This window comes from Curtobacterium sp. NPDC090217, from assembly GCF_044746705.1.
In the GTDB taxonomy this organism is placed as follows: domain Bacteria; phylum Actinomycetota; class Actinomycetes; order Actinomycetales; family Microbacteriaceae; genus Curtobacterium.
In genome coordinates, this window is sequence record NZ_JBIVCR010000001.1 from 1251502 (window position 1) to 1278378 (window position 26877).

The 26877-nt window shown below is 72.1% G+C and carries 26 protein-coding genes and 1 pseudogene; 16 read left to right on the top strand and 11 right to left on the bottom strand.

The annotated features are described in order from the left end of the window. Window positions 1–33: 33 nt before the first annotated feature. Window positions 34–2124, top strand: a complete 2091-nt coding sequence (locus tag ACIPJ2_RS06260) for a fructose-specific PTS transporter subunit EIIC (protein ID WP_402728040.1) — start codon at window positions 34–36, stop codon at window positions 2122–2124. Between the two features lie 360 nt (window positions 2125–2484). On the opposite strand, the pseudogene ACIPJ2_RS06265 reads toward ACIPJ2_RS06260, so the two are convergent. Next, window positions 2485–3483: pseudogene (locus ACIPJ2_RS06265) on the bottom strand (UDP-N-acetylglucosamine 4,6-dehydratase family protein); the annotation flags it as partial. A 69-nt stretch (window positions 3484–3552) separates the two neighbouring features. Further along, entirely contained in the window at window positions 3553–5274 is a 1722-nt protein-coding gene (locus tag ACIPJ2_RS06270) for a beta-N-acetylhexosaminidase (protein ID WP_402728041.1), read from the bottom strand. Window positions 5275–5309: 35 nt separating this feature from the next. On the opposite strand from ACIPJ2_RS06270, the gene ACIPJ2_RS06275 reads away from it, so the two are divergent. Together ACIPJ2_RS06275 and ACIPJ2_RS06280 are read left to right on the top strand one after the other, a co-directional pair. Continuing rightward, window positions 5310–6434 carry an ROK family transcriptional regulator gene (locus tag ACIPJ2_RS06275; protein ID WP_281266812.1) on the top strand — a complete coding sequence of 375 codons (1125 nt, stop codon included), beginning with the start codon at window positions 5310–5312 and terminating at the stop codon, window positions 6432–6434. A gap of 51 nt (window positions 6435–6485) precedes the next feature. Then, entirely contained in the window at window positions 6486–7190 is a 705-nt protein-coding gene (locus ACIPJ2_RS06280) for a DedA family protein (RefSeq protein ID WP_402728042.1), read from the top strand. A 6-nt stretch (window positions 7191–7196) separates the two neighbouring features. On the opposite strand, the gene ACIPJ2_RS06285 is transcribed toward ACIPJ2_RS06280, so the two are convergent. Next, window positions 7197–7400, bottom strand: coding sequence for a DUF2945 domain-containing protein (locus ACIPJ2_RS06285; RefSeq protein ID WP_402728043.1), 204 nt, complete (start codon window positions 7398–7400; stop codon window positions 7197–7199). A 190-nt stretch (window positions 7401–7590) separates the two neighbouring features. Between ACIPJ2_RS06285 and ACIPJ2_RS06290 the strand changes: the two genes are divergently transcribed. Then, window positions 7591–8643, top strand: coding sequence for a serine/threonine-protein kinase (locus tag ACIPJ2_RS06290; protein WP_402728044.1), 1053 nt, complete (start codon window positions 7591–7593; stop codon window positions 8641–8643). Between the two features lie 49 nt (window positions 8644–8692). Continuing rightward, a complete protein-coding gene (locus tag ACIPJ2_RS06295; protein ID WP_402728045.1) occupies window positions 8693–9316 on the top strand; it encodes a phosphoribosylanthranilate isomerase in 624 nt (207 codons plus the stop codon). A gap of 85 nt (window positions 9317–9401) precedes the next feature. Here the strand turns inward: ACIPJ2_RS06295 and ACIPJ2_RS06300 are convergent, their stop codons facing one another. The 3 genes from ACIPJ2_RS06300 to ACIPJ2_RS06310 form a co-directional block, all read right to left on the bottom strand. Then, window positions 9402–10172, bottom strand: a complete 771-nt coding sequence (locus tag ACIPJ2_RS06300) for an HAD-IIB family hydrolase (RefSeq protein ID WP_281266817.1) — start codon at window positions 10170–10172, stop codon at window positions 9402–9404. Window positions 10173–10222: 50 nt separating this feature from the next. Continuing rightward, window positions 10223–10633: an acyl-CoA thioesterase gene (locus ACIPJ2_RS06305; protein WP_281266818.1), complete on the bottom strand. Its 411-nt coding sequence runs from the start codon at window positions 10631–10633 to the stop codon at window positions 10223–10225. Between the two features lie 66 nt (window positions 10634–10699). Then, window positions 10700–11290 (bottom strand): nitroreductase family protein, encoded by a 591-nt coding sequence (locus tag ACIPJ2_RS06310; protein ID WP_402728046.1) that lies wholly within the window; start codon window positions 11288–11290, stop codon window positions 10700–10702. A 123-nt stretch (window positions 11291–11413) separates the two neighbouring features. Here ACIPJ2_RS06310 and ACIPJ2_RS06315 point away from each other — a divergent pair, with 123 nt between their 5' ends. Next, window positions 11414–12337 carry an AEC family transporter gene (locus ACIPJ2_RS06315; RefSeq protein WP_402728047.1) on the top strand — a complete coding sequence of 308 codons (924 nt, stop codon included), beginning with the start codon at window positions 11414–11416 and terminating at the stop codon, window positions 12335–12337. Window positions 12338–12807: 470 nt separating this feature from the next. Here ACIPJ2_RS06315 and ACIPJ2_RS06320 read toward each other — a convergent pair whose 3' ends face one another. Then, the gene (locus ACIPJ2_RS06320) at window positions 12808–13644 is read right to left on the bottom strand and encodes an exodeoxyribonuclease III (RefSeq protein ID WP_402728048.1); all 837 of its coding nucleotides are present in this window, start codon (window positions 13642–13644) and stop codon (window positions 12808–12810) included. Window positions 13645–13774: 130 nt separating this feature from the next. Here ACIPJ2_RS06320 and ACIPJ2_RS06325 point away from each other — a divergent pair, with 130 nt between their 5' ends. Genes ACIPJ2_RS06325 through ACIPJ2_RS06350 form a run of 6 tightly spaced genes read left to right on the top strand, consistent with a single transcriptional unit; the run spans window position 13775 to window position 16823 of the window. Beyond that, window positions 13775–14221: an Asp23/Gls24 family envelope stress response protein gene (locus tag ACIPJ2_RS06325; protein ID WP_281266822.1), complete on the top strand. Its 447-nt coding sequence runs from the start codon at window positions 13775–13777 to the stop codon at window positions 14219–14221. Beyond that, the gene (locus ACIPJ2_RS06330) at window positions 14218–14409 is read left to right on the top strand and encodes a DUF2273 domain-containing protein (protein ID WP_402728049.1); all 192 of its coding nucleotides are present in this window, start codon (window positions 14218–14220) and stop codon (window positions 14407–14409) included. Before ACIPJ2_RS06325 ends, ACIPJ2_RS06330 begins: the two co-directional genes overlap by 4 nt. Then, on the top strand, window positions 14406–14807 hold the full coding sequence (locus ACIPJ2_RS06335) for a hypothetical protein (protein ID WP_281266824.1): 402 nt from the start codon (window positions 14406–14408) through the stop codon (window positions 14805–14807). Before ACIPJ2_RS06330 ends, ACIPJ2_RS06335 begins: the two co-directional genes overlap by 4 nt. Next, entirely contained in the window at window positions 14804–15457 is a 654-nt protein-coding gene (locus ACIPJ2_RS06340; RefSeq protein ID WP_402728050.1) for a hypothetical protein, read from the top strand. The genes ACIPJ2_RS06335 and ACIPJ2_RS06340 overlap by 4 nt, the downstream gene beginning before the upstream one ends. Continuing rightward, a complete protein-coding gene (locus tag ACIPJ2_RS06345; protein WP_402728051.1) occupies window positions 15454–16050 on the top strand; it encodes a hypothetical protein in 597 nt (198 codons plus the stop codon). Before ACIPJ2_RS06340 ends, ACIPJ2_RS06345 begins: the two co-directional genes overlap by 4 nt. Before the next feature lie 2 nt (window positions 16051–16052). Then, a complete protein-coding gene (locus tag ACIPJ2_RS06350; protein ID WP_402728052.1) occupies window positions 16053–16823 on the top strand; it encodes a phosphotransferase in 771 nt (256 codons plus the stop codon). A 31-nt stretch (window positions 16824–16854) separates the two neighbouring features. Here ACIPJ2_RS06350 and ACIPJ2_RS06355 read toward each other — a convergent pair whose 3' ends face one another. Beyond that, window positions 16855–18162 (bottom strand): M23 family metallopeptidase, encoded by a 1308-nt coding sequence (locus tag ACIPJ2_RS06355; protein WP_402728053.1) that lies wholly within the window; start codon window positions 18160–18162, stop codon window positions 16855–16857. 67 nt (window positions 18163–18229) lie between these two features. Further along, window positions 18230–19885, bottom strand: coding sequence for a hypothetical protein (locus ACIPJ2_RS06360; RefSeq protein ID WP_402728054.1), 1656 nt, complete (start codon window positions 19883–19885; stop codon window positions 18230–18232). A gap of 105 nt (window positions 19886–19990) precedes the next feature. Between ACIPJ2_RS06360 and pyrE the strand changes: the two genes are divergently transcribed. Together pyrE and ACIPJ2_RS06370 are read left to right on the top strand one after the other, a co-directional pair. Next, window positions 19991–20542 carry an orotate phosphoribosyltransferase gene (pyrE, locus tag ACIPJ2_RS06365; RefSeq protein WP_281266830.1) on the top strand — a complete coding sequence of 184 codons (552 nt, stop codon included), beginning with the start codon at window positions 19991–19993 and terminating at the stop codon, window positions 20540–20542. Beyond that, the gene (locus tag ACIPJ2_RS06370; protein ID WP_402728055.1) at window positions 20539–22620 is read left to right on the top strand and encodes a septum formation family protein; all 2082 of its coding nucleotides are present in this window, start codon (window positions 20539–20541) and stop codon (window positions 22618–22620) included. The genes pyrE and ACIPJ2_RS06370 overlap by 4 nt, the downstream gene beginning before the upstream one ends. Window positions 22621–22692: 72 nt before the next feature. Here ACIPJ2_RS06370 and ACIPJ2_RS06375 read toward each other — a convergent pair whose 3' ends face one another. Then, window positions 22693–23646 (bottom strand): aldo/keto reductase, encoded by a 954-nt coding sequence (locus ACIPJ2_RS06375; RefSeq protein WP_402728056.1) that lies wholly within the window; start codon window positions 23644–23646, stop codon window positions 22693–22695. Between the two features lie 120 nt (window positions 23647–23766). Between ACIPJ2_RS06375 and ACIPJ2_RS06380 the strand changes: the two genes are divergently transcribed. Together ACIPJ2_RS06380 and ACIPJ2_RS06385 are read left to right on the top strand one after the other, a co-directional pair. After that, window positions 23767–24408: a HEAT repeat domain-containing protein gene (locus ACIPJ2_RS06380; RefSeq protein WP_402728057.1), complete on the top strand. Its 642-nt coding sequence runs from the start codon at window positions 23767–23769 to the stop codon at window positions 24406–24408. Between the two features lie 272 nt (window positions 24409–24680). Then, window positions 24681–25970 (top strand): sodium:proton exchanger, encoded by a 1290-nt coding sequence (locus ACIPJ2_RS06385; RefSeq protein WP_402728058.1) that lies wholly within the window; start codon window positions 24681–24683, stop codon window positions 25968–25970. A 202-nt stretch (window positions 25971–26172) separates the two neighbouring features. Here the strand turns inward: ACIPJ2_RS06385 and ACIPJ2_RS06390 are convergent, their stop codons facing one another. Next, on the bottom strand, window positions 26173–26862 hold the full coding sequence (locus tag ACIPJ2_RS06390) for a metal-dependent transcriptional regulator (protein ID WP_402728059.1): 690 nt from the start codon (window positions 26860–26862) through the stop codon (window positions 26173–26175). Window positions 26863–26877 lie beyond the last annotated feature (15 nt).

The following is a 26877-nucleotide window of genomic DNA, read 5'->3' on the forward strand; positions in this document are numbered from 1 at the left end:
CAGCGCCACCGCGCCACTGCAAAGGAGCACACCATGACCGCTGCGCGCAGCTCGGACACGAGTCCCGGCCTCATCAGCGTCGCCCTCGTCGGCCTCGACGAGGACCTCGGCGCCACCTCGTCCGACGTCATCCGCGTCCTCGCCGACCGCGTCGCTGCGACCGGCCGCGCCGCCGACGGAGGCGCCCTCGCGGCGGACGCCATCAAGCGTGAGGCGAGCGTCGGCACCGGCGTCCCCGGTGGCATCGCCATCCCGCACGCCCGGTCGGCCTCGGTCACCGAACCGACACTCGCGATGAGCAGGCTCGCCCGGACGGTGCCGTTCGGCGCCCCGGACGGCGACGCGGACCTGGTCTTCATGATCGCCGTGCCGGAGGGCGCGGACAAGGACCACCTCACCGTCCTCTCGACCCTGGCCCGTGCGCTCATCCGCGATGACTTCACGGCCGCCCTCCGCGCCGCGACGACCCAGCAGGAGATCGTCGACCTGGTCGACCGCGAGGTGACCGGCGAGGTCGCCGACGCCGGCGTGACGGGCGCACCCCGAGCCTCCAGTCCGGCCGCGCCGACCACGGCACCGACCGCCGGCCGGAAGGTCATCGTCGGCGTCACCGCCTGCCCGACCGGCATCGCCCACACCTACATGGCAGCCGACGCGCTCGTCGCCGCCGCCCAGCGGGCCGGCGCCGAGATGCACGTCGAGACGCAGGGGTCCTCGCAGGTCGAGCCGCTCGACCCGGCGCTCATCGCCCGGGCCGACGCGGTCGTCTTCGCGGTCGACGTCGACGTCCGCGACCGTTCGCGCTTCGCCGGCAAGCCGCTCGTGTCCGGCCCGGTCAAGCGCGGCGTCGACGAACCCGACGCGATGATCGCCGAGGCGCTCCGTGCCGCGGACGACCCCAACGCCGCACGGGTGACCGGATCCGCGGCGGAGGCGGGCACCAGCACCGCGAAGGACGAGCACTTCGGGCAGTCGCTCAAGCGCTGGCTCCTCACCGGCGTCTCCTACATGATCCCGTTCGTCGCCGGCGGCGGTCTGCTCATCGCGCTCGGGTTCCTGCTCGCCGGGTACGGCATCGCGCTGACCCACGGCGACTCGGGTCAGAACAACGCCGTGTACACGCTGACGCACTACACGCTGCTGAACCTGCCGCCGGAGGGCCTGGCGTACTACCTCGGTGCCGCCGCGTTCCAGATCGGTGGCGTGTCGCTCGGCTTCCTGGTCGCAGCGCTCGCCGGGTACATCGCGTACGCCATGGCCGACCGCCCCGGCATCGCTCCGGGCTTCGTCGCCGGGTCGATCGCGGTGTTCATGAACGCCGGGTTCCTCGGCGGTCTGGTCGGCGGTCTCATCGCCGGTGCCGCCGCCTACTGGATCGGGCGCATCCCGGTCTGGCGCTGGCTCCGCGGCTTGATGCCGGTCGTGATCATCCCGCTGTTCGCGTCGATCATCGCCTCCGGTCTGCTGCTCCTGGTGCTGGGCGGCCCGATCGCCTGGGTGATGACGCAGCTCACCACCTGGCTGAACTCGCTGAGCGGCGCCTCGGCGGTCATGCTCGGCATCATCCTCGGCCTCATGATGGCGTTCGACCTCGGCGGCCCCGTGAACAAGGTGGCGTACGCGTTCGCCGTCGCGGGTCTCGGTGCCGGATCGGCCACCAACGTCGTGCCGTTCGAGATCATGGCCGCGGTCATGGCCGCCGGCATGGTCCCGCCGCTGGCCCTGGCGCTCGCGTCGACCGTGCTCTACCGCAAGGGGTTCACGAAGCCCGAGCGCGAGAACGGCAAGGCCGCGTGGCTGCTCGGTGCGTCGTTCATCTCCGAGGGTGCGATCCCGTTCGCCGCAGCCGACCCGCTGCGCGTCATCCCGGCGTCGATGGTCGGCGCCGCGGTGACCGGTGCGATCTCGATGGCTGCCGGTGTGACCTCGCGGGCGCCGCACGGTGGGATCTTCGTGTTCTTCGCCATCGGGGACGTCGCGATGTTCATCGTCGCGATCCTGGCGGGCACCGTCGTCTCGGCGCTGGTGCTGGTCGGCCTGAAGAAGTGGGTGCGTCGGGCGCCGGCGGCTGACGCCGCAGCGGTGGGCGTGCCGGCCGACGACCGGGTCGCGGTCGCCGCGTAGGGCGTCACCGCGGGGCGGGCGTCACCACGGGGCGGGCGTCACCACGGGACGGGCGGGAGGCTCGGGACGGGCGGGAGGCTCGGTGCCAGCTGGCACCGAGCCTCCCGTCCGTCGTCGGCGTGGCGCCGACTGGTCACGACCCACCGTCGGCGTGGCGCCGACTGGTCACATCCTGTCGCTCGGCGAGCAGCGGAGCGACGGCCTTCGACCGGTCGGTGGAACTGAGCGGGGTGTCGTGGCCGCTCGGGAAGGGACAGGTCGGCTCTGCCCGGGCCCGGGCCGGGACAGGGCCCGGGCCCGGGCCGGGACAGGGCCCGGGCCGGGACAGGGCCGTGCCCGTGCCCGGGCCCGCGACCCGCGTCAAGCGGCCAGCAGGAGCGGGGCGGTGTCGGTGTGCAGCGGCCCGTCGAAGGTGGCGGGGTCGAGCACGGGGACCGATGCGTGCGAGATCTTCGGGTGCACGGGTCGTCGTTCGGTCTCGCCCCGCCCGATGAGGTCCTCGTGCAGCTTCTCGCCGGGGCGCAGGCCGCTGAAGACGATGTCCGAGGTGCCGCCCATCGCGGCGATCATCCGACGGGCGACGTCGAGGATGCGGACCGGTTCGCCCATGTCGAGCACCAGGACCTCGCCGGGCCGAGCGATCGCGGCGGCCTGGATCACCAGGTGGCATGCCTCGGGGATGGACATGAAGTAGCGCGTGGCATCCGGGTGGGTGACCGTCACCGGGCGCCCGGCACGGATGAGCTCCCCGAACAGCGGCAGCATCGACCCGCGACTGCCGAGGACGTTGCCGAACCGGACGGACACGTAGTCGCGACCCGTCTCCGCCGCGGTCCACGCCGTCAGCCGTTCGGCCAGGCGCTTCGTCTGCCCGAGGACGCTCGTCGGGTTCGCGGCCTTGTCCGTGGAGATGTTCACGAGCGTCTGGACGCCGGACTCGACCGCGGCGGCGAGCACGTTGCGGGTCCCGAGGACGTTCGTCTTCCACCCTTCGTCCGGGTACTGCTCGAGCATCGGGAGGTGCTTGAGCGCCGCGGCGTGGAAGACCACGTCGGGACGGCGGTCGAGCAGCACCTGCCGGATCGTCGACGCGTCGCGGATGTCGGCGAGTACGACGTCCTTCGTGTCGAGCAGCCCGTGCCCCGCGACCGACACCTGCACCTGCTGCAGGGCCGTCTCGTCGCGGTCGAGCATGATGACCTCGGCCGGGTCCGAGCGCATCAGCTGCCGACAGAGTTCGCTGCCGATCGACCCGCCGGCGCCGGTGACGAGCACGGTCCGACCGCGGACGAAGTCGATCGGCAGTTCGAGCTCGTGATCGGCCGGGTGCCGGCCGATCAGCGCGTCGAGGTCGAAGTCGTCGGAGGCCGACGCAGTGCACCTGTCCATGGACACCAACCTATCGGCTGGTATCTGGTATGTGCAACGTCAGTCCGCGATGTTCGCCGTGATCGCGTCGATGTACGCGGCACGTTCCTCGCGCGTCCCGGGTCGACCGGGGACGCCAGGACGCTCCTGCCACGGGAACGGGCCGGTCTCGTGGCGGTACTCGATGCCCATCGCCTCGAGTCGCGCGAGGTGCTCCGCCAGCCGCCCGCGGAAGTCCGCGAGGTCCCGGGGTCCGGTGACATCTGCGGACCAGAGCGCCTCGGACAGTGCCGCGACCCGTGGGAAGAGCTGGTAGTCGAGCTTCCGGACGGTGTCCACGTGCTCGCACCACATGTTCCCCTGGCCGCCGATGACATGGGCGCGCTCGTCGTCGGTCAGGTCGGCCGGCACCGGGTCGAACGCGAAGACGTCGTCCACGGTGAGCACGATCGACACCGGGATCGGCTCGTTCGGCAGGTCGCTCTGACGGTAGTCGAGGTACACCTGGTCATCAGGCGAGGAGATCACGTCGTGCCCGCGCTTCGCCGCCGTCGACGCGCCGCGGAGCCCCCGCCACGAGACGACCGTGGCCGACTCCGAGAGCGTCCCGCCCTCGAGGATCTCGTCCCAGCCGAACGCCCGACGGCCCTTCGACTCGATGTGCGCCGCGAGCTGCCCGATGATCCAGGCCTGGAGCTGTTCCTCGTCCGCGAGCCCGAGCGACCGCATGCGCTCCTGCGTGCGGGGGTCCTGTTCCCACTGCACCTTCGGGCACTCGTCGCCGCCCAGGCCGATGTACGCGCTCGGGAACAGGTCGACGACCTCGTCGAAGACGCCCTTGAAGAAGTCGATCGTCGCGTCGTCGGCGTTCAGGACGTCCTCGGCGATGCCCCACTCCGTCCAGACCTCGACCCCGGCCTCCGGGTGCACGCCGAGTTCCGGGTACGCGGCGAGTGCGGCGCGGACGTGCCCGGGGGTCTCGATCTCCGGGACGACCGTGACGAACCGGTCGGCCGCGTAGGCGATGATCTCGCGGATGTCGTCCTGCGTGTAGTAGCCGCCGTGCGGTCGGCCGTCGAAGCCCTGCGGTCGCATGACCCCGTCGGCGTCCGGGACGTGCGCGCCGACCTGGGACTCGCGGCGCCACGAGCCGATCTCGGTCAGGCGCGGGTACTTCCGGATCTCGATGCGCCAGCCCTGGTCGTCCGTGAGGTGGAAGTGCAGCGTGTTGATGCGGTGCGCCGCGAGCTGGTCGATGACGCGGAGGACCTCGGCCTTGGTGCGGAAGTGCCGGACGACGTCGAGCATGACGCCGCGCCAGGCGAACGCGGGGGCGTCCTCGACGGTCTGCACCGCGACGGTCCAGGGCCCGGTGCCGACCCGGCCCTTGCGGTAGACGTCGGCGGGGAACAGCTGGAGGAGAGCCTGCACGCCGTAGAACACGCCGGCCGCGCTGCCGCCGAGGACGTCGATGCCGTCCGGTGTCACGGTGAGGCGGAACGACTCGGCGGTGGACCCGGCGGGGCCGGTCGGGAGTGCCGCGTCCGCGTCGCCTGTTGCCTGCGTGTCGTCCGCCACGCGCAGGCGGATCACGTCGATCCCCGGGGTCTCGGCGTCGCGCACCGGCAGCCCGGTGGACCCCCGCAGCGTCTGCTGCAGGTACAGCCGCACGGACTCGCTCGCGGCGTCTGCGGCGATGCGGGTCGTCGGCGTGATCTCGAACGAGCCGACACCGGGGGTCGACAGGCGCGGGCGGGGGATGAGCATGTCGGAGTCCACCATTCCTCAATGATCTTTCGTAATATGAGGCTATGGCCGTGAACGAGACCCTGTCAACGATGAGCACGCCGGGTGCCCTGCGCCTGGTGAACTCGCGCGCCATCCTCGACGAACTGTTCCGCAGCGACGCGTCCGTCACCGTCACCGAGCTGGGGCGCACCGTGGGGCTCTCGCGGCCGACGGTCGAGGCGTCGCTCGCCGACCTCGTCGCCGAGGGCTGGGCGCGGGAGGCCGACGCGATCGTCACCCCGAACAAGGCCGGGCGCCGGGCCAAGCGGTTCCGAGCCGATGCCGGCGCCGGGTCGGTCCTCGGCGTGGACCTCGGGCTGCACGGCATCGTCGGGCTCCTCGCCGACCTCCGCGGCAACGAGATCGCCCGGGTGGAGGAGGTCTACCCGGACCTCGCTTCGGCGGACCAGGCGTGGGCGAGCGTGCAGGACGTCGTGCAGCGCCTGACCTCGACGCCGGGAGCCGGCCGCCTCCTCGCCGCGACGTTCGGCGTCCCCGCCGTCGTCGACCGCGACGGCGCCATCGACTACACGATCGCCGTGCCGCAGTGGGTCGAGGGCCGCATGCCCGGCCGCATCCAGGACCTGTTCCCGACGGCCCCCACCTTCTTCGACAACGACGCGAAGCTCGCCGCGACCGCCGAGACGATGTGGGGCCGGTTCACGGGTGCGCGCGACGCGCTCTACCTGGTGATGGGGCGGCAGATCGGCGCGGCCTACCTCGTCGACGGCACGCTGGCGCGTGGCGCCAGGGGAGCGGCGGGCGAGGTGGGTGGCCTGGCATCGACCGGCTGGCCCGGCGCGCCGGCCCGACTGGAGGCCCGGATCCCGTCCGGCGCGGACCTCGAGTCCGTCATGGAGTCGGCCGGGCACGGCGACCCGGCTGCCGCCGAGATCGTCCGGGCGCTCGCCGCGGACGTCGCGACCGGGGTCGCGCAGCTCGTCGCGACGATCGATCCGGAGGTCGTCGTCGTGGGGGGAGAGGTCCTGCCTGCTGCAGCGGTGTTCTGCGCGGCGCTCGCGGAGGCCGTCGGCCCGCAGCTCCGGCACCCGGTGGAGATCGTGCCGTCGACGGTCGGGCGGGACGCGGTCGCCAGGGGTGCGCTGGCCCGGTCGTTGACGCACGTGCGGGCGTCGCACATGGGCCTGGGCTGATCCGCAGGTCGCGTCCTGCCGCCTGTCAGGGCACTCAGGGACGATTGCTGCATGACGACTGCCCTCGCCGCCGCCACGTCCTCTCCTGACGCCGAGATGGGTGGGTTGTCGGGGATGGTGCTCCAGCTCATCGACATGCTCGGCGAGTGGGGCGTCGCGCTGATGCTCTTCGTCGAGACCGTCTTCCCGCCGATCCCGTCCGAGGTCATCCTGCCGCTCGCGGGGTTCCTCGCCGGTGCCGGGCGGATGAACCTGGCGCTCGTCCTGGTCCTCGCGACGCTCGGTTCCTACGTCGGTGCACTGGTGCTCTACTGGCTCGGCCGGGTGATCGGGTTCGACCGGACCGTCCGCTGGCTGGGCAAGCTGCCGCTCGTCGACGAGGACGACTTCCGCAAGGCCGCCGCGTGGTTCCACCGGCACGGGCGCGGCGCGGTCCTCTTCGGGCGGCTGGTCCCGATCGTGCGCAGCCTGATCTCGCTGCCGGCCGGTGCCGACCGGATGAACCTCTGGTCGTTCTCGCTGTTCACGATCATCGGCTCCGGCGTCTGGAACAGCCTGCTGGTGCTCGGCGGCGCGGCGCTCGGCACGCAGTACGAGCGGATCGAGGGCTACACCGAGTGGATCGACCGCGGGATGTACGCGGCGATCGCCGGGGTCGTCGTCGTGTTCGTCGTGCGACGGATCCGCCGTGGTCGTGCCGCTCGCGCCAGCCGTGCTGAACGCGGCCGTCGTCGCGCCGAGCCCGCAGGGGACTGAGCCGCGTCAGGCCTTCGTGAGCGCCGACTCCTTGTGTGCAGCGCGCTTGCCGGTCTTCTCGGACTCCACGATCCAGTAGGGGTCGTCGTCCGTCGGCTTGAACTGCTGCCCGTCGAACTCGAAGTCGCGCACACGCTTCTGGACGAGCGTTCCGGTGGTCTTCCCCTGCGAGGTGTTCCAGTGCACCTCGTCGCCCTTCGACAGCGCCATGACGGGTCCTTTCTCGGTGGTGTCCCCGAGAGGGTAGACCCCGATGCATCCGCATGAACTCAGGGATGTACCCCTCGTCACGAAGTCATAACACCCGCGCGTTCGGCCCCGTTCGCGCGTACCGTGGTCGACGAGTCATCTTGCGAGCAACCTTCGCCTCTCCTTGGCTCCCGACGGATCGAACCGCACGATGACCCTTGTCGCCAACGGACGGACGGAGACCATCCTCTCCGGCCGCTACCGGCTGTCCCGGCTCATCGGCACGGGCGGCATGGGATCCGTGTACGAAGCCCGCGACGAGCACACCTACCGACTGGTCGCCGTGAAGCTCTTCGCGACGCCGCAGGCCATGACGACGGCCGACCGGGTCCGCCAGGAACGCGAGATCCGGCTGCTCAGCATGCTGTCGCACCCCGGCCTCATCCCGCTCTACGACGCGGGCACGCACGAGTTCTCGGACGGTCCGCACCGGTACATCGTGATGGAGCTCATCGCCGACACGACCCTGCTCCGCCGACTGGCCGAGGGGGCGCTGCACAACTACGAGGTCGCCGACCTCGGCGCGCAGCTCGCCGACGCCCTGGCGTACGTGCACTCCCGCGGGATCGTGCACCGCGACGTGAAGCCCGCCAACATCCTCATCAGCGACGAGGGCTCGTCTGGGTTCGCCCGGACGGTCAAGCTGACCGACTTCGGCGTCGCGCACTTCGTCGACGGATCGCGCCTGACGAACGACGGCACCATCATCGGCACGGCGGCGTACCTCAGCCCCGAGCAGGTCGCCGGCGAGCCGATCAGCTTCGCGACGGACGTGTACTCCCTCGGGCTCGTCCTGCTCGAGGCCCTGACCGGGCACCAGGAGTACTCCGGCACCCTCGTCGAAGCCGCACTCGCTCGGCTCCGGAACAGCCCGGAGGTCCCCGAGTCCGTCGGACCGGAGTGGCGCGAGCTGCTCCTGCGCATGACCGACCGTGACCCGGCTCGTCGACCGACCGCCGTCGCCGTCGCCCGTGCGCTCCGAGGCGGATCGGTGCAGGTCACCGGACCGGTGCCGCTCGGCCCGAGCCGGACGGCGCACAAGCGCGACCACCGGATGCACCGGGCAGCGCACCGGCACGCCAAGCGCGGCACCTTCGTGGCCGTCAAGCGGTGGCGCCGACGCAACATCCTGACCGGATCTTTCGCGGTCGTCGCGGTGCTGCTCGCGTGCGGCCTGAGCTACGTCGCCGGCACGCTCCACTGATCGCCGTCGGCGCACCCGCACGGCTGTCGTTTCGTGCAGGATGGGTTGCATGACCGACCAGCGCTGGATCAAGATCTGCGGCCTGTCGACGCCCGAGACCGTGGACGCCGCCATCGACGCCGGTGCCGACGCGGTCGGGTTCGTCTTCGCCGCTGGCAGTCCCCGGACCGTGACCGCCGACCTCGCGAAGGAGCTCGTCGAGCGGGTGCCGGACGGGATCGACGCCGTCGGCGTGTTCCGCGACCAGGAGATCGACGAGATCGTCGGGATCGCGTCAGCGGTGGGCCTCACGACCCTCCAACTGCACGGCGGCGAGTCGGCGACCGACTTCGCGCGTGCCCGGGACGCCGGGTTCTTCACGATCCGAGCGGTGTCGGCGGAGGCCTACCTCGCCGAGTCCGCGGAACAGCGGGCGTCGTACGACCACGACCTGCTGCTGCTCGACGCCGCGGTGCCCGGCAGCGGACGGCTGATCGATCCCGCGTCCGTCACCGGCAAGGTCGACGAAGCGTGGATCCTCGCAGGGGGCCTCACGCCGGCGAACGTCGTGGCTGCGGTCGAGAGCCTGGACCCCGACGGGGTCGACGTGTCGAGCGGTGTCGAGTCCGAGCGCGGCGTCAAGGACCCGGCGAAGATCCGGGCGTTCGTCGAGGCGGTCCGCAGCCTGCCCTGACGGGGCCGACCCGGGCCTCCTGTCCGGGGCTGCGCCGTTCCGGGGCTGCGCCGTTCCGGGGCTGCGCCGTTCCGGGGCTGCGCCGTCAGGCGCGGGCGCGACCGAGCGTCGGGATCAGCTCGGTGAGGAACGCGTCCGTGTCCTCCCAGCCCTCCACCGCGTGGCAGGGGACGCCGAGCGCCTTCACCGGGTAGTCGTTGCCCTCGGGGTCGAGGCGGTCCCCGACGAACAGCATGTCGTCGAGCGCGATGCCGGTGAGCTCGGCCAGACGCTGCATGCCGTACGCCTTGTCGATGCCCTTGCGGGTGATGTCGATGCTGGTGGATCCGCCGGAACGGACCTCGAGGTCGGGGAGCTCGGCCTGCACGCGGCGCCGGAGGTCGTCCTTCTTGGCACCTGTCGGGTCCCACACCTTCTTCGCGGCGACGGGCGCGGCCTGACCGAGGGCCGAGAACGTGATCTGTGAACCGCGGTCTTCGAGGATGGCGCCCCAGGTCTCGGACTCCCAGTAGCCGGCGGCCTTCGCCTGGGACTCGACCGCGGCGAGGGCCTGCTGCTTCTGGGCGTCGGTGAGGTCCTCGGCGTACTGCAGCGCCCAGTCGTCGTCGGACCAGCGGTAGTACCGGGTGCCGCAGGTGGGGAGCAGGTGCAGGTCGTCGAGCGTGAGACCGTCACGGTGTCGCAGGGGCGTCACGAGCTGCTGCTCGAACTGGTGGAAGTTGCCGCCGCTGATCACGGCGACCGGGACCACGTCGAGCAGGGCGGCGAAGGTGTCGAGCATGCGCGGGTCGAGCGCGGACTTCGACGGGGCGAGGGTGTCGTCCAGATCGAACGCGACGAGACGTGGTGCGGTCATGCCGTCGATTCTGTCATGCGACATGTCCCCGATCCTCAGGGCTGCGGGGATCAGTGGATCGTTGCGGGAACCCGGTCGCGAGCGTACGTGATCTCCGTGTAGCCGTGCGGGGCCGGGTTGCCGTCGACGTCCAGGTTGACGAACACGACCTCGTCGATGGTGAGGATGCTGCGGTGCGTGAAGAGGTTCCGCGCCTCGGCCCGCATCGTCAGCGAGGTCCGGCCGAACCGGGTCGCGACGAGGCCGATCTCGACGATGTCGCCCTCCTTCGCCGAGGAGACGAACTCGATCTCGGACATGTACTTGGTGACGACCTTGCCGTTGCCGAGCTGGATGATCGCGTACACCGCGGCCTCTTCGTCGATCCAGCGGAGCAGGCTGCCACCGAAGAGCGTGCCGTTCGCGTTGAGGTCCTCCGGCCGGACCCACTTGCGGGTGTAGAAGTTCATCTCGGGCTGCATGTCTGTACATACTACGCGGCCGGGATCCCCGTGCGGGTCCCGGCCGCGGTCGTGCTGCTGGTGTGGTTACTCCTTGACGAGGACGACCTCGTCGAGTGCGATGCGGGTGCGCGGGGCGACCTCACGCTCTGCGGCCTTCTCCTCGAGCTGCGACGGGTCCGCGACGGTGCCGATCGCCGTGACGGTGAAGGGCACGAAGCGCTCCGGCAGGTCGAAGGCGGCGGCGAGGCCGGCGGCGTCGATGCCGGCCATCTGGTGGACGTGCAGGCCCTCGGCGTGCGCCTGGACGGTCAGCGCCGCGAGGGACTGGCCGAGGTCGTACTCGGCGTAGCGGAGCGGCTCGCCCTGCTCGTTCGTCGTCTCGAGGATGCCCACGACGAGGGCGCTCGCGCGGAACGCCCAACCGGCGTTGAAGCCGAGCAGGTTGTCCGTGATCTTCCGGAAAGCGTCCGTGCCACGGCGCGCGGCGACGAACCGGCGTGGCTGCAGGTTCATGGCCGACGGTGCCCAGCGAGCGGCCTCGAGCACGGCGTCGAGCTGCTCGTCGGAGATCGTCGCGGTCTCGTCGTAGGAGCGGGGGCTCCAACGTTCCTCGAGGAGCGGGACGAGCGGCTGGCTCGAGTCGGTCGAACGGGTGAGCGTCGTGGCGTTGGTCATGATGCCGTCAACGGTATTCGATGCGTTCGCATTTCCGGTCTGTACGACGTCACATGTCGGGCGGTGCCGCACCCGTTGCCGCGCCCGGTGCGGGGCTGCCGCGGGACTGACAGGATGGGGGTGATGAGTGGCGTTCTGATCGGCTTCGCGATCATCGGCGCGATCATCGCGGCCGGGTACGTCGTCGGGCGTATCGGGCTCCTCGGGCCGCACGCCCAGTTCGTGATCAGCCGACTGGCGTTCTTCGTGCTGATGCCGTGCCTGCTCTTCCACACGATCGCCACGGCGGACATCGCGTCGCTGGTGTCGCCGATGCTCTGGGTGTCGCTGCTCAGTGCCGTGCTCGTGGCGCTCGGCACGGCGCTCGTGTTCGCCCTGGTGCTGCGGCGCTCGATCACGACGACGACGGTCGGGGCGCTGGCTGCGAGCTACGTGAACGCGAACAACATCGGCCTGCCGGTCGCCGTGTACGTGCTCGGGCAGGCCACCGCCGTCGTGCCCGTCATCCTGCTGCAGCTCGTCGTGATGGCCCCGATCGCTCTGACCGTGCTCGACACCGCGACGGCGTCCGGGGGCGGGTGGAAGCGCCGGGTGCTCGGGCCGGTGACGAACCCGCTGATCATCGCCTCGCTGACGGGGTTGGTGTTCTCCGCCTTCCGGATCGAGCTGCCGGACCCGGTGCTCGAGCCGTTCTCGCTCGTCGGTGCCGCCGCCGTGCCGCTCGTGCTGCTGTCGTTCGGGATGAGCCTGCACGGCGCTGCACCCCTCCGTGACCCGGCGATCCGGACGGACGTCATCGTGGCGTCGTCGATCAAGCTCGTCGTGATGCCAGCGGTGGCGTTCGTGCTCGCACGGTTCGTGTTCGGGCTCGACGACCAGCAGGTGTTCGTCCTGACGACGCTCGGGGCGTTGCCGGCGGCGCAGAACGTCTTCAACTACGCGCAGCGGTACGACGCGGCGGTGCCCGTCGCCCGTGACGTGGTGCTCATCTCGACGCTCGGCGCCGTCCCGGTGCTCGTCGCGATCGCCGCGCTCCTGCACCCGTAGCGCGCGGGCCGGCGGCGCGCCGCGTGTCGAGTGGTCGCGACACCCCGTCGGCCGCGCGTCGAGCGGTCGCAGACCGTCGGCGACGGTCCTCGCGACCGACGCTTCGTGGCCTGTCGGCAGACGCGAGCGGGGTGTTGCGACCGGTGGGTGCGGGCTGCGCGGGCGCGGGCGCGGGACCGCGGCGCGCGGTGGCGGCGGTCCACCGACGGACGGGAGGCGCGGTATCAGCCCGCCACGGGCCTCCCGTTCGGCCAACCCCGCGCCGCGCGTCGAGTGGTCGCGACACCCCGTCGGCCGCGCGTCGAGCGGTCGCAGACCGTCGGCGACGGTCGTCGCGACCGACGCTTCGTGGCCTGTCGGCAGACCCGAGCGGGGTGTCGTGACCGGTGGGTGCGGACTGCGCAGCGCGCGGGCGCGGTGCGCGGGCGCGCCCGGGCGCGGTGCGCGGGCGCGCCCGCGCGCCGCGCGCGTCAGAAGATCATCGGGCGGTCGTCGTCGAGGGAGGTCTCGAGATCGAGGTCCACGACGACCGGCACGTGGTCGCTCGGGGCGTCGCCCTTCCGCTCGTCCCGGTGGATGGACGCACCCGTGACGACGTCGGCGAACCCCTGCGATCCCATGACGAAGTCGATGCGCATGCCCTCGCCACGGGGGAACCGCAGCTGCTTGTAGTCCCAGTAGGTGTAGCCCGACGGCACCAGGGGTCGGACGACGTCCTGCAGCCCCCGTTCTTCGAACGCGCGGAAGGCGGCGCGCTCCGGCTCGGTGACGTGCGTGTGCCCCTCGAAGACGGAGACGTCCCAGACGTCGGAGTCGAGCGGTGCGACGTTCCAGTCGCCCATCAGCGCGAGCTTCAGGTCCGGGTCCGCCTCGAGCCACGACGTGGTGCTGTCGGCCAGCTGCGCGAGCCAGTCGAGCTTGTACGTGTAGTGCGGGTCACCGATCTCCCGGCCGTTCGGGACGTACAGGCTCCAGAGCCGGACGTCGTCGACGGTGACGCCGATCGCGCGGGCCTCGACGGGGAGATCGGGACCCTCGTGTCCCTTGAGGAAGCCGGGCTGGCCGGGGAAGTCACGGGTGACGTCGGTCATCGGCAGGCGGCTGGCGAACGCGACGCCGTTCCACTGGTTCAGGCCGTGCGCCTCGACCTGGTAGCCGGCGGCCTCGAACGCCTCGACCGGGAACTGCTCCGGCTTGCACTTGATCTCCTGCATGCCGAGCACGTCGACGTCTTCGCGGACGAGCCAGTCGACGACACGGCCGACTCGGGTGCGGACGGAGTTCACGTTCCAGGTCGCGACGCGCATGGTGTCGAACCTACCGGTCGCGACCGACGGCGCGGTGCGGGCGACGCGGGGATGCCGCTGGTCGGGCGGCGTGCGGCACGATGGTGTTCCCTGGAAGCACGACATCGCACGGAGCGTGAGGAGCACGATCATGGCATCGACGACGAACCGCGTCGACGGGAACCCGACCACCGGGAGCGTCACCACGCAGGTGACCAGCGCCGGCAAGACCATCATCGACGACCAGGTCGTCGCGAAGATCGCGGGCATCGCCGCCCGCGACGTGCCCGGCGTCTTCGCCCTCGGCGGCAACGCGGCGCGGGCCTTCGGTGCCATCCGTGACGCCATCGGCTCCAGCGCACTCGGCCAGGGCGTCCGCGTCGAGGTCGGCGAGACCCAGGTCGCCGTCGACCTGACGATCGTGGTCGACTACCCGACGCCGATGATGGAGGTCGCGTCCGCTGTCCGCGCGGCCGTGACCGACGCCGTCACCGAGCTCGTCGGCCTCGAGGTCACCGAGGTCAACATCGCGATCAACGACGTCAACATCCCGGCACTGGGCGGCGCACCCGACGAGGCCGAGGGTCGCGTCCGGTGAACGCCACCGTCGTCGGGATGGGGGTCGGCGCCCTCCTGGCCGTCGTCGCGGTCACGCTCGGCTTCTGGGCGTTCGTCGTCGTGGCCGTCTTCATGATCGTCGGCGGTGTCGTGGCGCGGATCGTCACCGGGGACATCGACTTCCGACGCCTGCTCGACGTGCTGCGCGGACGCCGGAGCTCGTCGTGAGTCCGGCGGCCGACGTGCCGCCGATCGCCTCGTCCGGTACCGCGCCGTCCCGTGCGGTCGCGGTGCCGCGCGTCGCCGGGTACGACCGCATCGGCACGACCGCGCTGGTCCGGACCGCGCAGGCCGTCGCGGCGGAAGCGCTCCGCACACCCGTCCGGGAGGTCCGTGCCCGGGTCGCCGACGACGGTCGCGGATCGTTGGCGGTCGAGATCACCTCCCCACTCGCGGTGCCCGTGCTCGGTTCCCACGCGGTGCCCGACGAACCGGTGGTCCACACGGCGCACCGGGCTCGCGCGACCATCGCCGAGCGTCTGAACACCATCACCGGGCGACAGGTCGAGCGGGTCACCATCACGTTCGCGTCGTCGGTCGTCGACGCCCCGAGGAGAGTCCGATGAGCTCGATCCCGCCACCGGCTTCGCCGCCGGTGTCGTCACCGATCCCGTCGCAGTCTGCGCCGGCATCGGGGGAGCACGACGCTGTGTACCGCCGCGTCCTGCGGCGCGAGACCCACGTCTCGCGTTCGGGCAGCGTGGTCGTCGCCGTCCTCGTCGCACTCGTCGTCGCCGCAGCCGCCGTGTTCGCCGCGGCGCTGGTGTTCCTCGACCAGAACGTCCTCGGCATCGATCCCCGTGCCGTCGTCGACGGTGCCGCCCGTGCGCCACGCGGACTCGTGGACGCCATCGTGGTCGTCACCGGCGCCGTCGTCGCGGTCATCGGCCTGGTGTTCCTGCTGCAGGGCGTCCTGCCGCAGCGACGCCCCCGCCACACGATGTCGTCCAGGCGGCTCGCGATCGTCGTGGACGACGAGGTCCTCGCCTCCGCCGCGGCACGCGCTGCCCGGAGCGCCACACGACTCGGACCCGACGCGGCCGTGGGAACCGTCGGCCGTCGCACCGTCGAGGTCGTCCTCCGTCCGGCTGCCGGTGTCGACGTGCCGGCAGTCGCTGCGACCGACGCCGTCGAGCGCGAGTTCGCGGAGATCGACACCACGCCGTCGATCACCCCTCGGGTCCGTGTCCAGCCGACCGGACGGGTGGACGGATGAACGCCACGAACCGGGCACTCGGACGCATCGCCCTCGTCCTCGTCGGGCTGGCACTGCTCGTCGGGGGACTCGGCACCGTGCTCGTGCAGACGGTCCCGCAAGCCGCCGATCTCTGGCACCAGGCGGCCCGCGCGTCGCTCGGCGACCTCGGTGCGGACGCATCCCGTGACGCCTCGATCGCCGCGTGGGCGTGGGTGCTCGGCGGAGCGGTCGTGCTCGGCGTCCTCGCGCTGGCCGTCCTCACGACACTCGGCGGTGGCCGTGTCGGCACCGTGATCGAGGACGACGGGGCCGCGGACGGGCTCCCCGGCGAGGTCCGCATCGACGCCGCTGCGGTCCAGCACGCGCTCTCGTCAGCCATCGGGGACCTCCCGCAGGTCGCCTCGCTCGCGGTCGACGTCTACCGGGTACGCCGCCGCCGGGCGCTGCGCATCAAGGTCCGCCCGCGGAAGGGTGCGTCGCCGCGGGAGATCGCCGACCGGATCGAGGACATCGTCACCGACCTCGACGCGCTGCTCGGCGAGCGGTTGCCCGTCCTCCTGCAGATCGCGCGCGGGGGATCGGGGTCGTCCCGGCCGGATCGCGTGCACTGACGATGAGCTCCCTCGGGTCGCAGACCCCCGACGCCCCCGTCACGGTGCCGGAGCCCGTCGCCCGGATCGTCGGCGATCGACGAGCCGTCCCCGTGTGGGTGAACGAGATCGGCGGGAAGACGTTCCGCATCGGCGGCGACGGGAGCGTCGGGTCCGCCGAGGAGTACGTCAAGTGGGTGCCGACCCACTACGCGGCCTGGATCGCGGCCGAAGCGGCACGTCTGACCTGGGCCGGCCGGTGGCTCCGCGTGCCGGAGGTCGTCGAACACGACGCGGACGAGCACGGTGCCTGGCTCCGGACCCGCGCGCTGCCAGGGTGGAGCGCCGTGGACCCCCGATGGCGCGACGAGCCCCGGACCGCCGTGATCGCCGTGGGGGAGGGCCTCCGGGCGATGCACGACACACTGCCGGTCGACGGCTGCCCCTTCGCGTGGTCGACGTCCGACCGGACGGCGCGGGCGCGTGCGGCCGGGTCCGACCCCGCGGCGCTCGGCCCCGAGCCGGCGTCGGACCGCACGGTGGTGTGTCACGGCGACCCCTGCACGCCGAACACCCTCATCGGGGCGGACCGGCGCTGGTACGGGCACGTCGACCTCGGCGCGCTCGGGATCGCCGACCGCTGGGCCGACATCGCCGTCGCCACGATGGCACTCGGGTGGAACCACGGTCCCGGATGGGAGCAGCTGTTCCACGAGGCGTACGGCGTCCCCTTCGACGAGGAACGGACGGCCTGGTACCGCGCCCTCTGGAACCTCGACGAGGACGAGGTCTAGGACGAGGTCTGACCCGAGGGCGTCGGGACCGCTAGAAGCCGACCCCGCGCGCGGCCATGAACGGCACCGGGTTGGTGGTGCCACCGCCCACGTGGGTCTCGTAGTGCAGGTGGCACCCGGTCGAGTTCCCCGTGGACCCGACGAGCGCGACGAGGGTCCCCGCGGCGACCTGCTGCCCGGGAGACACACGGAACCCACCGCTGACGATGTGGCCGTACGCGCTCTTCACGCCGTTGCCGTGGTTGATCCGCACGTAGTTGCCGTACCCGCCGTACCACCCGACGTACTCGACCGTGCCGGCCGACGCGGCGACGATCGCCGTCGAGCAGCCGCTGCCGAGGTCGATGCCGTCGTGGAAGCTCGTCGCGCCCGTGATGGGGTGCACACGCGTGCCGTACGAGCTCGTGATCCAGCCGCCGGCGGGACGGACCCACCCGCTGCCGGAGCCCGACCCGACGGCCCCACCGCCGCCGCCACCCGACCCGCCGCCGCTGTTCGCCGCGGCTGCCGCACGTGCCGCTGCCGCCGCGGCTTCACGGGCCGCACGCTCCGCGGCTGCCTTGCGCTCGGCCTCGCCCTTGGCGAACTCGGCCTCGGTCCGGACACGGCCGGACTTCAGCGTCGCGAGCTGTGCTTCGAGTCGCGCCTTGTTGTCCTGCTGCTCGTCGTAGGCCACCTGGGCACGGTCGGATGCCGCCTGTGCCTCGGCCATGCGCTCCTCGGCCGCCTTCGCGAGGTCGGCCAGCGCCAGCGCGGCACGGTCGGCCTGCCCGGAGAGCGCCCGGGCGACGGCGGCGTCGGCGGTGGCCGCGGCTTCGACGCGCTCCGCCTGCTCGGAGAGCTTGCTCAGCGCGCCGAGGTCGTACAGCAGGTCACGTGCGTCCTCGCCACCGGTGAGCACGCTCGTCGTGACGTCCGCGCCGCCGGACCTGGCCATCTGCGCGGCGAACTGCCCGGCCTGCGCGGCGCTCTGCTCGGCGATCTCGGCGTGCTCCTCCGCGTCCGCGCGGAGCGTCTGTTCCTTCTCGGCGGCGCGCTGGGCCTTCCGCTGCGCGACCGAGTACTCGTTGCCGCGTGCTTCGGCTTCGGCGACGGCGGCGTCGGCCTTCGCCCCGAGCTGCCCGATCAGGTCCTGGATGTCGGCGATCTGGCCGTTCTTCGCCGACTCCTGCCCGCGGGCGGCGAGGACGTCGTCCCACGAGGGGTAGGTCGCCGCGCTGGCCGGAGGAGCGTCGAGGACGAGCGTGCCGGTCAGCCCGAGCAGGGCGAACCCGGTCACCGCCAGGCGCAGACGCAGGGCGGTGAGGGAGTGCGTGGGGCGTTGGGCGGGACGAGTCATCGAGGGCGAGCCTATACATCCGTACAGGGATGATGCGAAGCCGACGCACCGCTGTGGAGAACTCTCGTCAGAACCCGCGGTCGCGCAGGATCGTCTCGGCGCTCCCGACGACGTCCTGCTGCAGGGTCGTCGCACCGGCCGTGCCGGCGTAGTCCCAGATGTCGAAGCCGGTGCAGTGCGTCACCGACGCCGGCGGCCCGAGGGAGTCCTCCACCGGGGTGGACCAGACGTCCCCTGATCCCACGACGACGAAGGTCGGCCGGGCATCGCGGTACGCACCGAGGTCGACGAGCCAGGGGTAGGTCTGGAACGTGTCGCGCACCTGGAGCAGCCCGACGTTCTCCGACGAGTAGGCGGCGAGCGGACGGACGGTCCAGAACTGCCCGACGCCGACGACGTCGCGCCCACCGGCCCAGTGGTCCAGGCAGGTCGCGGGGTCGTACGCCGCGGTGCGTACCCCCCGGAGCGTCGACGGCGCCATGGCCACACCCGCGGCGAAGACGATCGCCGCGCCGATGGCGAGTGTCATCCGGACGCCACGGAGCGGCCGGTGCACCCGGGTCCGTCTGACCGCGGTCCGTGTCAGCTCGCACACCGCGACGAGGGCCAGGAGCGGGGCGACGACGACGGGTTCCAGGTAGCGCGGGGTCTCCGAGCCGGCGACGACGACCCCGACGGACACGGCGACGATCGTCACGAGCGGCAGCAGCGACGCGACGAGCACGGTGCGCGAGGTCCGCACCCGCCAGGCCCAGACCGTCCCACCGACGGCGAGCAGCACCCCGACGAACATCAGGACGAGCCCGGCGTCGCCGAGCGCCGTCGCCGCTCGGGCGTCGGTGAGCGACGCGAAGAACCCGAGCGTCGTCGCCGCGCGTTCCGGGTGCACGTACGTCGAGGGGTCGAGCGAGACGAACGGTCGCAGCGGGATGCGCAGGACGTACCCGACGACCGAGCCCGCGACGACGACCCCGGACAGCCACAGGGCAGGTCGCCACGGCACCCGACGGGCGACGCCGAGGAGCAGCAGCGTGACGACGAGCGGGGCACCCGACCACGGGACGTACAGCGGGTTCGACGCCGTGGTGCACGCGGCGACGAGCCCGAGCGTCACGAGCACGGCGACGGACGCACGGCCGATCCGGATCGCCCGGAGCGCGAGCGCCGCCGTCGCGAGGAGCGCGAGGACCACCCCGTAGTAGTAGGTGGTCGTGAGGAGCAGGGACGCGAGCTCGAGCGACGTCGCGGACGCCGACGACTCGGTGAGCACGTGCAGCGTCAGGAACCCGACCGCGAGCGCCGACACCGCGATGCGTGCCGAGCGTCGCGCGGACGGCATGAGCTCGTTCGCCACCGCCCGCAGGAGCGCGTAGACGCCCACGAGGACGAGCACGCCGTTGAGGGCCAGCGCCTGCTGCGGGGTCGCGGTGACGGCGGCGCAGACCAGGTAGACCGGCAGCTCCGGGAAGAAGAACAGCGCGGGGGACATCGCCCACTCGAACGGCTGACCGAGCTGGATCGACCTGACCACCATCGGCAGCAGCACCGAGTCGCCGTCGTACCAGAGCAGCGTGACCCTGGCCGTCGCCAGGACGTGCCGCAGCGCGATCAGGGCGAGCGCGACCGCGACGATCGCCCCGATCGCCTCGTGCCCGAGCGCACCGGCGAGGCCGCGGAACCGGGATGCCCCGACCGCTGGGCGCGACGGTGCATCGAGGGACATACCCGGATCGTACCGACGCGGACCCGGGATGAACGGGCGGGCGGCTGACCGTCCGTGCAGGCTGGATGAGCGCTGCGCGGCCCGGACGGGCTACCCTTGTGCGCTGTGACGGACGCGCGCGAGCAGTTGATCGACCACATCACGGCCGAGGCGGTGTTCCACGGCGACTTCACCCTGACCAGCGGCAAGAAGGCGACGTACTACATCGACCTCCGCAAGGTGAGCCTCGACCACCGTGTGGCGCCGCTCATCGGACAGGTGATGACGGACCTCATCGCCGAGGTCCCCGACGTCTCCGCGGTCGGCGGCCTCACCATGGGCGCCGACCCGATCGCGAGCGCCGTGCTCCACCAGGCCGCCGCCCGTGGTGGCACGTACGACGCCTTCGTCGTCCGCAAGGAGCCGAAGGACCACGGTCGTGGCAAGCAGGTCGAGGGTCCCGACCTCCGCGGCAAGCGCGTCATCGTCCTCGAGGACACCTCGACCACCGGCGGCTCGCCGCTCAAGGCCGCCGAGGCGCTCGAGCGCGAGGGCGCGATCGTCGCCGCAGTGGCCGTCGTCGTCGACCGCGACACCGGCGCGAAGGAGAAGATCGAGGCGGCCGGGTACCCGTACTTCGCGGCGATCGGACTGGCCGACCTGGGGTTGTCCGCGTGACCGAGGAGCGTCCGGACGACGCGCACGAGCCCGACCAGACCGGCGGCCCCGACACCGGGGCAGACGGCCAGGAGGCTCGTGGCGCGTCCGCCCCGGACGCTCGCTTCACGGGACTCCGCAGTGCCGCCGACATCTTCGGTGCGCCGCGGAAGGCCGACGAGTGGCCGTCGCGCCGCGAGCGTCGCGAGGCGGAACGCGCCGCCGCCGAGACCGGTGCGCCGCTGCCGGAACCCTTCACGCCCGAGGAACCGGTGCCGGTCGAGCCCGCGCCGGCCGAGCCCGCGCCGGCCGAACCTGCGCCGGCCGAACCCGCGCCGGCCACCCCGCCAGCGCCGTACGACGAGGACGCCACCCAGGCGATCTCGATGCCGGAGCAGCTCGCGGCACCGTCCCAGCCCGCACCGCCGACGTCCGACCCGGACCGCTCGCTCCTCGGCAGCCGCATCCCGCCGGCCGCCGCCGTGCCGCCGACGTCGACCGCGCCGCACCCCAGCTCGATCCAGCTGCCGACCGCGCAGGCGAACCGGGAGCAGCGTGCCGCCGAGACCCGGGCGATCGAGGACGAACGACGCCGGACGGACCCCCGCGGCGAGGGCCGAGACGACGTCGACTGGCTGGGCCGCGCCACCGGATCGACGCCGACCCCGACCGGCCCCGTCGTCCAGCAGCCCGTCGGTGTGGAGAACACGCTCCCGTCGTCCCAGGAGCCCCCGAGCTTCACCGACCTGCTCCGCATCCAGGGCTCGGACGCCTCCGAGCGTCCGAGCGTCGAGCGTCCCTTCGACTGGGCTGTCCACGACGACGAGACCGGCGAGGTCCCGACGACCCTGACCACGAACTCGTTCGACACCACCGCGCTCGGCGCCGGCTCCTGGCACCTGGCGGACGACACCGAGGACGACGTGGTCTCCGGCGAGGTGCCGATCACCCCGGCCCCCGCCGTGTCCGCCCCGGTGGCCGCCGACGCTGCGACCACCGCGCTGCCGGTCCAGGAGACGGTCGAACCCGACCCCGACCCCACCGACAGCAGCAGCTGGTCGCTCGCCGACGAGGCCGCACGCACCGGCGAGGTCTTCCCCGGCGACACGGTGGACGACGCCGTCGGCGACGCGGCCCCGACCGCGCTACCGCCCCTCGTCGAGCCGGCAGAACCGACGCCGAGGGTCGACGAGTACCCCGCGCACCTCCCGCCAGCCGTCGAGCAGGATCTTGACCAGTCCGAGTGGGACGGCCGCGAGACCAGTGACACGAGCGCCATCAAGGACCTCTTCGGCACGCAGGCCGTCGACCAGCTCGGCACGACCGGCTACGACCCGCACGACACCGGCACCCGCATGATGCCCGCGATGGGCGCCCCCGCGCACGCACCTGCGCCCGGCCGCGCCCCGTCCGCAGCAGGCTCGCCCGTGCCGCCGGACGCCGACAGCGGCAACTTCATCAACGAGGGCGCCGCGCGCCTCCGCGGTGAGGGCAAGCGTGGCAAGCTCCTGCTCTTCGGCGGTGCGATCGCGATCATCGTCGTCATGCTGATCGCCGTGTTCCTGCTCGCGAGCTGGATCCTGGGGAACAACATCGAGGAGAAGACCGTGCCGCCGACGAAGTCGCCTGCCGCGGCGTCTGCCCAGGTGACGACCGGCTCGTCGACCAAGCCGTCAGCGCCCGCGACGGCTGCCGCGGCGCCGACGATCACCTTCGCGTCCTCGACCGCGGCACCCGGACAGCACCCCTGGTACGACCTCGCCGGCGGGGAGTGCCTGACGCCGTTCGACAGCGCATGGGCCGAGGACTTCACCGTCGTCGACTGCGGCACAGAGCACACCGCGCAGCTCACGGCGCGCGGGACGATCGACGGCGACGCCTACCCCGGCGTCGAAGCCGTGAAGACCCAGGCGGCGACCCAGTGCCAGTCCGCCGCAGGGCTCGACCTGACCGCTGCCGCCCGCTTCGGCGACGTCCAGGTGCAGGGCGTCTACCCGCCAGACCAGGCGGCGTGGGACAAGGGTGACCGCTTCTGGTCCTGCTTCGTCACCCGCTCCGGCGGCGGTGCGTTGACGGGATCGCTCGCGCCGAGCGCGTAGCCGGCCACATCACGGACGGGAGGCTCCCCACCGGTCCGGTGGGGAGCCTCCCGTCCGTCGTGTGGTGCGGTCTCAGGCCGTGGCCGGCACCTTCGCGGAGGCGTCGGACAGCGTCTGCAGCTCGTCCGTCGTGAGCTCGAGCTCGGCGGAGGCGAGGAGCGCCGGCAGCTGCTCGAGGTTCCGCGCCGAGGCGATCGGTGCGACCACGTCGGGCTGCGCCTGCAGCCAAGCGAGCGCGACGGTGGCGATCTCGGTGTCGTGAGCGGTCGCGATGGTCGACAGGGAGTCGACGACCTCGAGGCCGGCGTCGGTGAAGTACCCGGAGACCTGTCCCTCGCGGTCCTTGCCGGCGAAGTCCTCCTTCGAGCGGTACTTACCCGTCAGGAACCCGGCGGCGAGGGAGAAGTACGGCACGACGCCGAGGCCGTGCTCGTGGGCGAGCGGCGCGATCTCGGACTCGTAGGGCTCCCGCGTCACGAGGTTGTAGTGCGGCTGGATCGCGACGGGCTTCGCGAGGCCGTGCTCGTCAGCGATGCGGATCCACTCCGCGGCGCGGTCCTTCGCGTAGTTCGAGATCGCGGTGTACCGGACGATGCCGTCGCGCACGAGCTGGTCGAACGCGCGGACGGTCTCCTCGAGCGGGGTGTCCTGGTCGTCGAAGTGCGCGTAGTAGAGGTCGATGCGGTCCGTGCCGAGGCGCTGGAGGCTCGCGCGGGCGGCCTTCGCGACGGTGTCGGCGCCGAGACCCTGGAACTCGGGGTGCTGCGAGCCCTTCGTCGCGATGACGACGTCGTCGCGCTTGCCGGACTTCGCGAGCCAGGAGCCGATCACGGTCTCGGACTCGCCGCCCGAGTTGCCAGGTGCCCAGGCGGAGTAGACGTCCGCGGTGTCGATGAAGTCGCCGCCAGCCGCCGTGTAGGCGTCGAGGACCTGGTGGGAGGTCGACTCGTCAGCGGTCCAGCCGAAGACGTTGCCGCCGAGGGCGAGGGGGAACACGGTGAGGTCGCTTGATCCGATGCGGGGCATGGGGGTCCTTTCGTGGTGGAACTGTTCGACCGCTCCACCGTAGGCCTCGGGTCTTGCGAGCTGCTCGGGGTCCGTGGGCTCGGTGGCAGTGGGGTCGGTGGCAGTCGGCAGACTGGGGGCATGACCACGCTCTCCGACGTCCTCGCCACCGGCACCGCGTCCGCTCGACTCCGGGCGGTCATGGCGGCAGGGACGACCCCGGACCCGGCCGACCTCGACGTGCTCGTGGAGCAGTGCGCCGTCGAGCCGGACTTCCAGGTGCGGGAGATGCTCACGTGGGCGCTCATCCGGCTCCCGGCGGAGCGCGTCGTGCCGCGGGTGCTCCCCGAGCTCGAGCGCCAGGAGGCCCAGGCGCGGAGCCAGGCGTTGCACACGCTCTCGAAGATCGGGGACGGCTCGGTGTACCCGCAGGTGACCGAGCGGCTCGGGGACATCGACCCCGGCGTCGTCCGCACCGCCTGGCGTGCCGCGGTCGTGCTCGTGCCCGACGACGGACGCGCCGACCTCGCGCGCCGACTCGCGGTGCAGCTCGGCCAGGGGGATCGTGAGACGCGCCTCGCCCTGAGCCGCGCGCTCGTCGGACTCGGCGCGGACGTCGTGGAGCCGGTGCTCGAGGACGCGGCCGGTCGCAGTGAGGCCGTCCGGACGCACGCCGCCGACACCGTGCGGCTGCTGCACGACCCCTCCGCGGGGTCGTCGCTGGCGCTCGAGCGTGCTCGGCGCGAGGTGGCGCTGGGCCGGACGCGTTCCGCCAAGGGCTGAGGGCGTCCGCGGAGTTCCGGGGCGGGCGCACCAAGTCCCGGATTCGGGGTGCCGAACAGGGCCGATCGGCTTGCACATGCGGATCGGCGCGCGCCAGAGTGGGTGTCGAAGGGGAGTAGCTCCCAGCGCGTGCATCGACACACTGGCCATCACGACGATCGGCCCGGTGCACCACCTTCGACTCCGGTCGGGGCGAGCGAGACCTTCGGCCGTTCCGCCATGGCCGAAGCCGCTCCCGTGCGCCGCGTCATGGCTCGACCACGAGGACCACCATGACGAACACCCTGTCACCTGCACCGGCGCGCGATCTGCCGGCGTCCCGGATGGGCGCGAGTGCCTGGGGTCGCATCGCGATCTGCATCGCCATCGCCCTGCCCGCCGTCGTCTTCCGGGTCGGCGGGTTCGCGCCGAACCCCGTCGTCGACCTGCTGGTCTTCGGCGCGGCCGTCGTCGCCGCGTCGTTCCTGCTCGCCTGGGCCGCCGAGGCCGCACAGAAGGACATCGCCGGCGCGCTGGCCATCGCGATCCTGGCGCTCATCGCCGTGCTGCCCGAGTACGCCGTCGACCTATACTACGCGTTCCGCTCCGGGTACGACCCGTCGTACGAGCAGTTCGCCGCCGCCAACATGACCGGCTCGAACCGCCTGCTGCTCGGGTTCGGGTGGCCGCTCGTCGTGATCATCTCGCTGCTCGTCGCACGGCGCTTCGTCCGCGCCGGGTCCCTGCCCGCCTCCGCCACCCGGGTGCTCGAGCTGTCGCGGTCGTCGCGCGTGGACATCGGGTTCCTGGCGCTCCTCGCCGTCATCGCGTTCCTCATCCCGCTGATGGGGTCCATCCCGATGTGGTTCGGGTTCGTCCTGCTCGCCGCGTTCGTCGTGTACCTGTGGCGCGCGTCGAAGGTGTCGGACGACGACGGTGAGGACGAGGAGATCGTCGGCATGGCCGGGAACATCGCGTCGATGCCGCAGCGCGCCCGGCGCTGGACGATCGTCGCGCTGTTCGTCGTGGCCGCCGCCGTCATCCTGTCCTCGGCGGAGCCGTTCGCCGACGCCCTCGTCGAGTCGGGCAGTGCGCTCGGCATCGACAGCTACTTCCTCGTGCAGTGGCTCGCGCCGCTGGCGACGGAGGCGCCGGAGTTCATCGTCGCGGCGCTGTTCGCGCTGCGGGGCATGGGCGGGGCGGCGATCGGCACGCTCATCGCGTCGAAGGTGAACCAGTGGTCGTTGCTCGTCGGGTCGCTGCCGATCGCGCACGTCCTCGGCGGTGGCACGACCGGCGGGCTGCCGCTCGACTCCCGGCAGGTCGAGGAGTTCATGCTGACCGCGTCGCAGACCCTGCTCGGTGTCGCGATCATCATCGCGCTGCGGTTCCACCGCTGGTCGGCGATCGCGTTGGCGGCGCTGTTCGCGGTGCAGTTCTTCGTCACGGACACGAACGGGCGCTGGGTGCTGAGCATCGTGCACCTCGTCGCGGCCCTCGTGGTGTTCTGGATCAACCGCCGCGACATCCTGCCGACGATCACGGCCCCGTTCCGCCGCCCGTCATCCCCCGCGCTGCGGTAGGGGCGGGGCGGGGCTCCGGGGGCCGGGGCCCGTCGAGGTTCGGTGTCCGTCGAGGTTCCGTGTCCGTCACACCGTTCGTGATCGGCGAGTGGTCGGAGAACGTCGGTGCAGGCTGCACCGGGCGACGACTCGTGACCGTTCGGCGGACGTGAACGGGGTGTCGTGACCAGTCGGGTTCGCGCGAGGCGAGCGCGCCCCGGGGTCAGTCGGCGTCGGGGGCGAGCCAGATCGCGGCGGCGGCAGCGGCAGGCAGGTCGACGAGGGACTCCGTGCCGTCCTCCGAGCGCCGGGACACCGCGATGACCCCCGCGTAGTCCCTGACCTGCTCCACGCGGAGGTGGGTGCCGAGCCCGACGCCGAGCTCGTCGAAGTAGCGCAGCAGCGAGGGGTCGTCGTCCGACACCCGACCGACGGTGCCGCACGACCCCGGCGCGATCGTGCCGAGGAGCGCCCCGGGGGAGTCCGGCAGCGTGCCGTCCGCGCGCGGGATCGGGTCACCGTGCGGGTCGTGCGTCGGGTGCCCGAGGTCGGCGTCGACACGGTCGAGGAACGTCTCCGACACCGCGTGCTCGAGTGCCTCCGCCTCCGTGTGCACCTCGTCCCACGTGTAGCCCAGCCGGGACACCAGGAACGACTCGATCAGGCGGTGCCGCCGGACCATCGCCACGGCGACCTGCTGTCCGAGGGGCGTGAGCACGACGCCGTAGTACGGGGTGTGCTCGATCAGGCCGTCGCGGTCGAGCTTCCGGAGGTTGCCGGAGACGGTCGACGCGGACACCTTCAGCGACGCGGCGATGTCCCGGGTGGCGATGCCGGTGTCCCCACGCTCGCGGGCCTTCCAGATGAGCTTGACGTAATCCTCCGCCATCGTGGACAGAGAAGGGAGTCGCATACCGCAATGGTACAA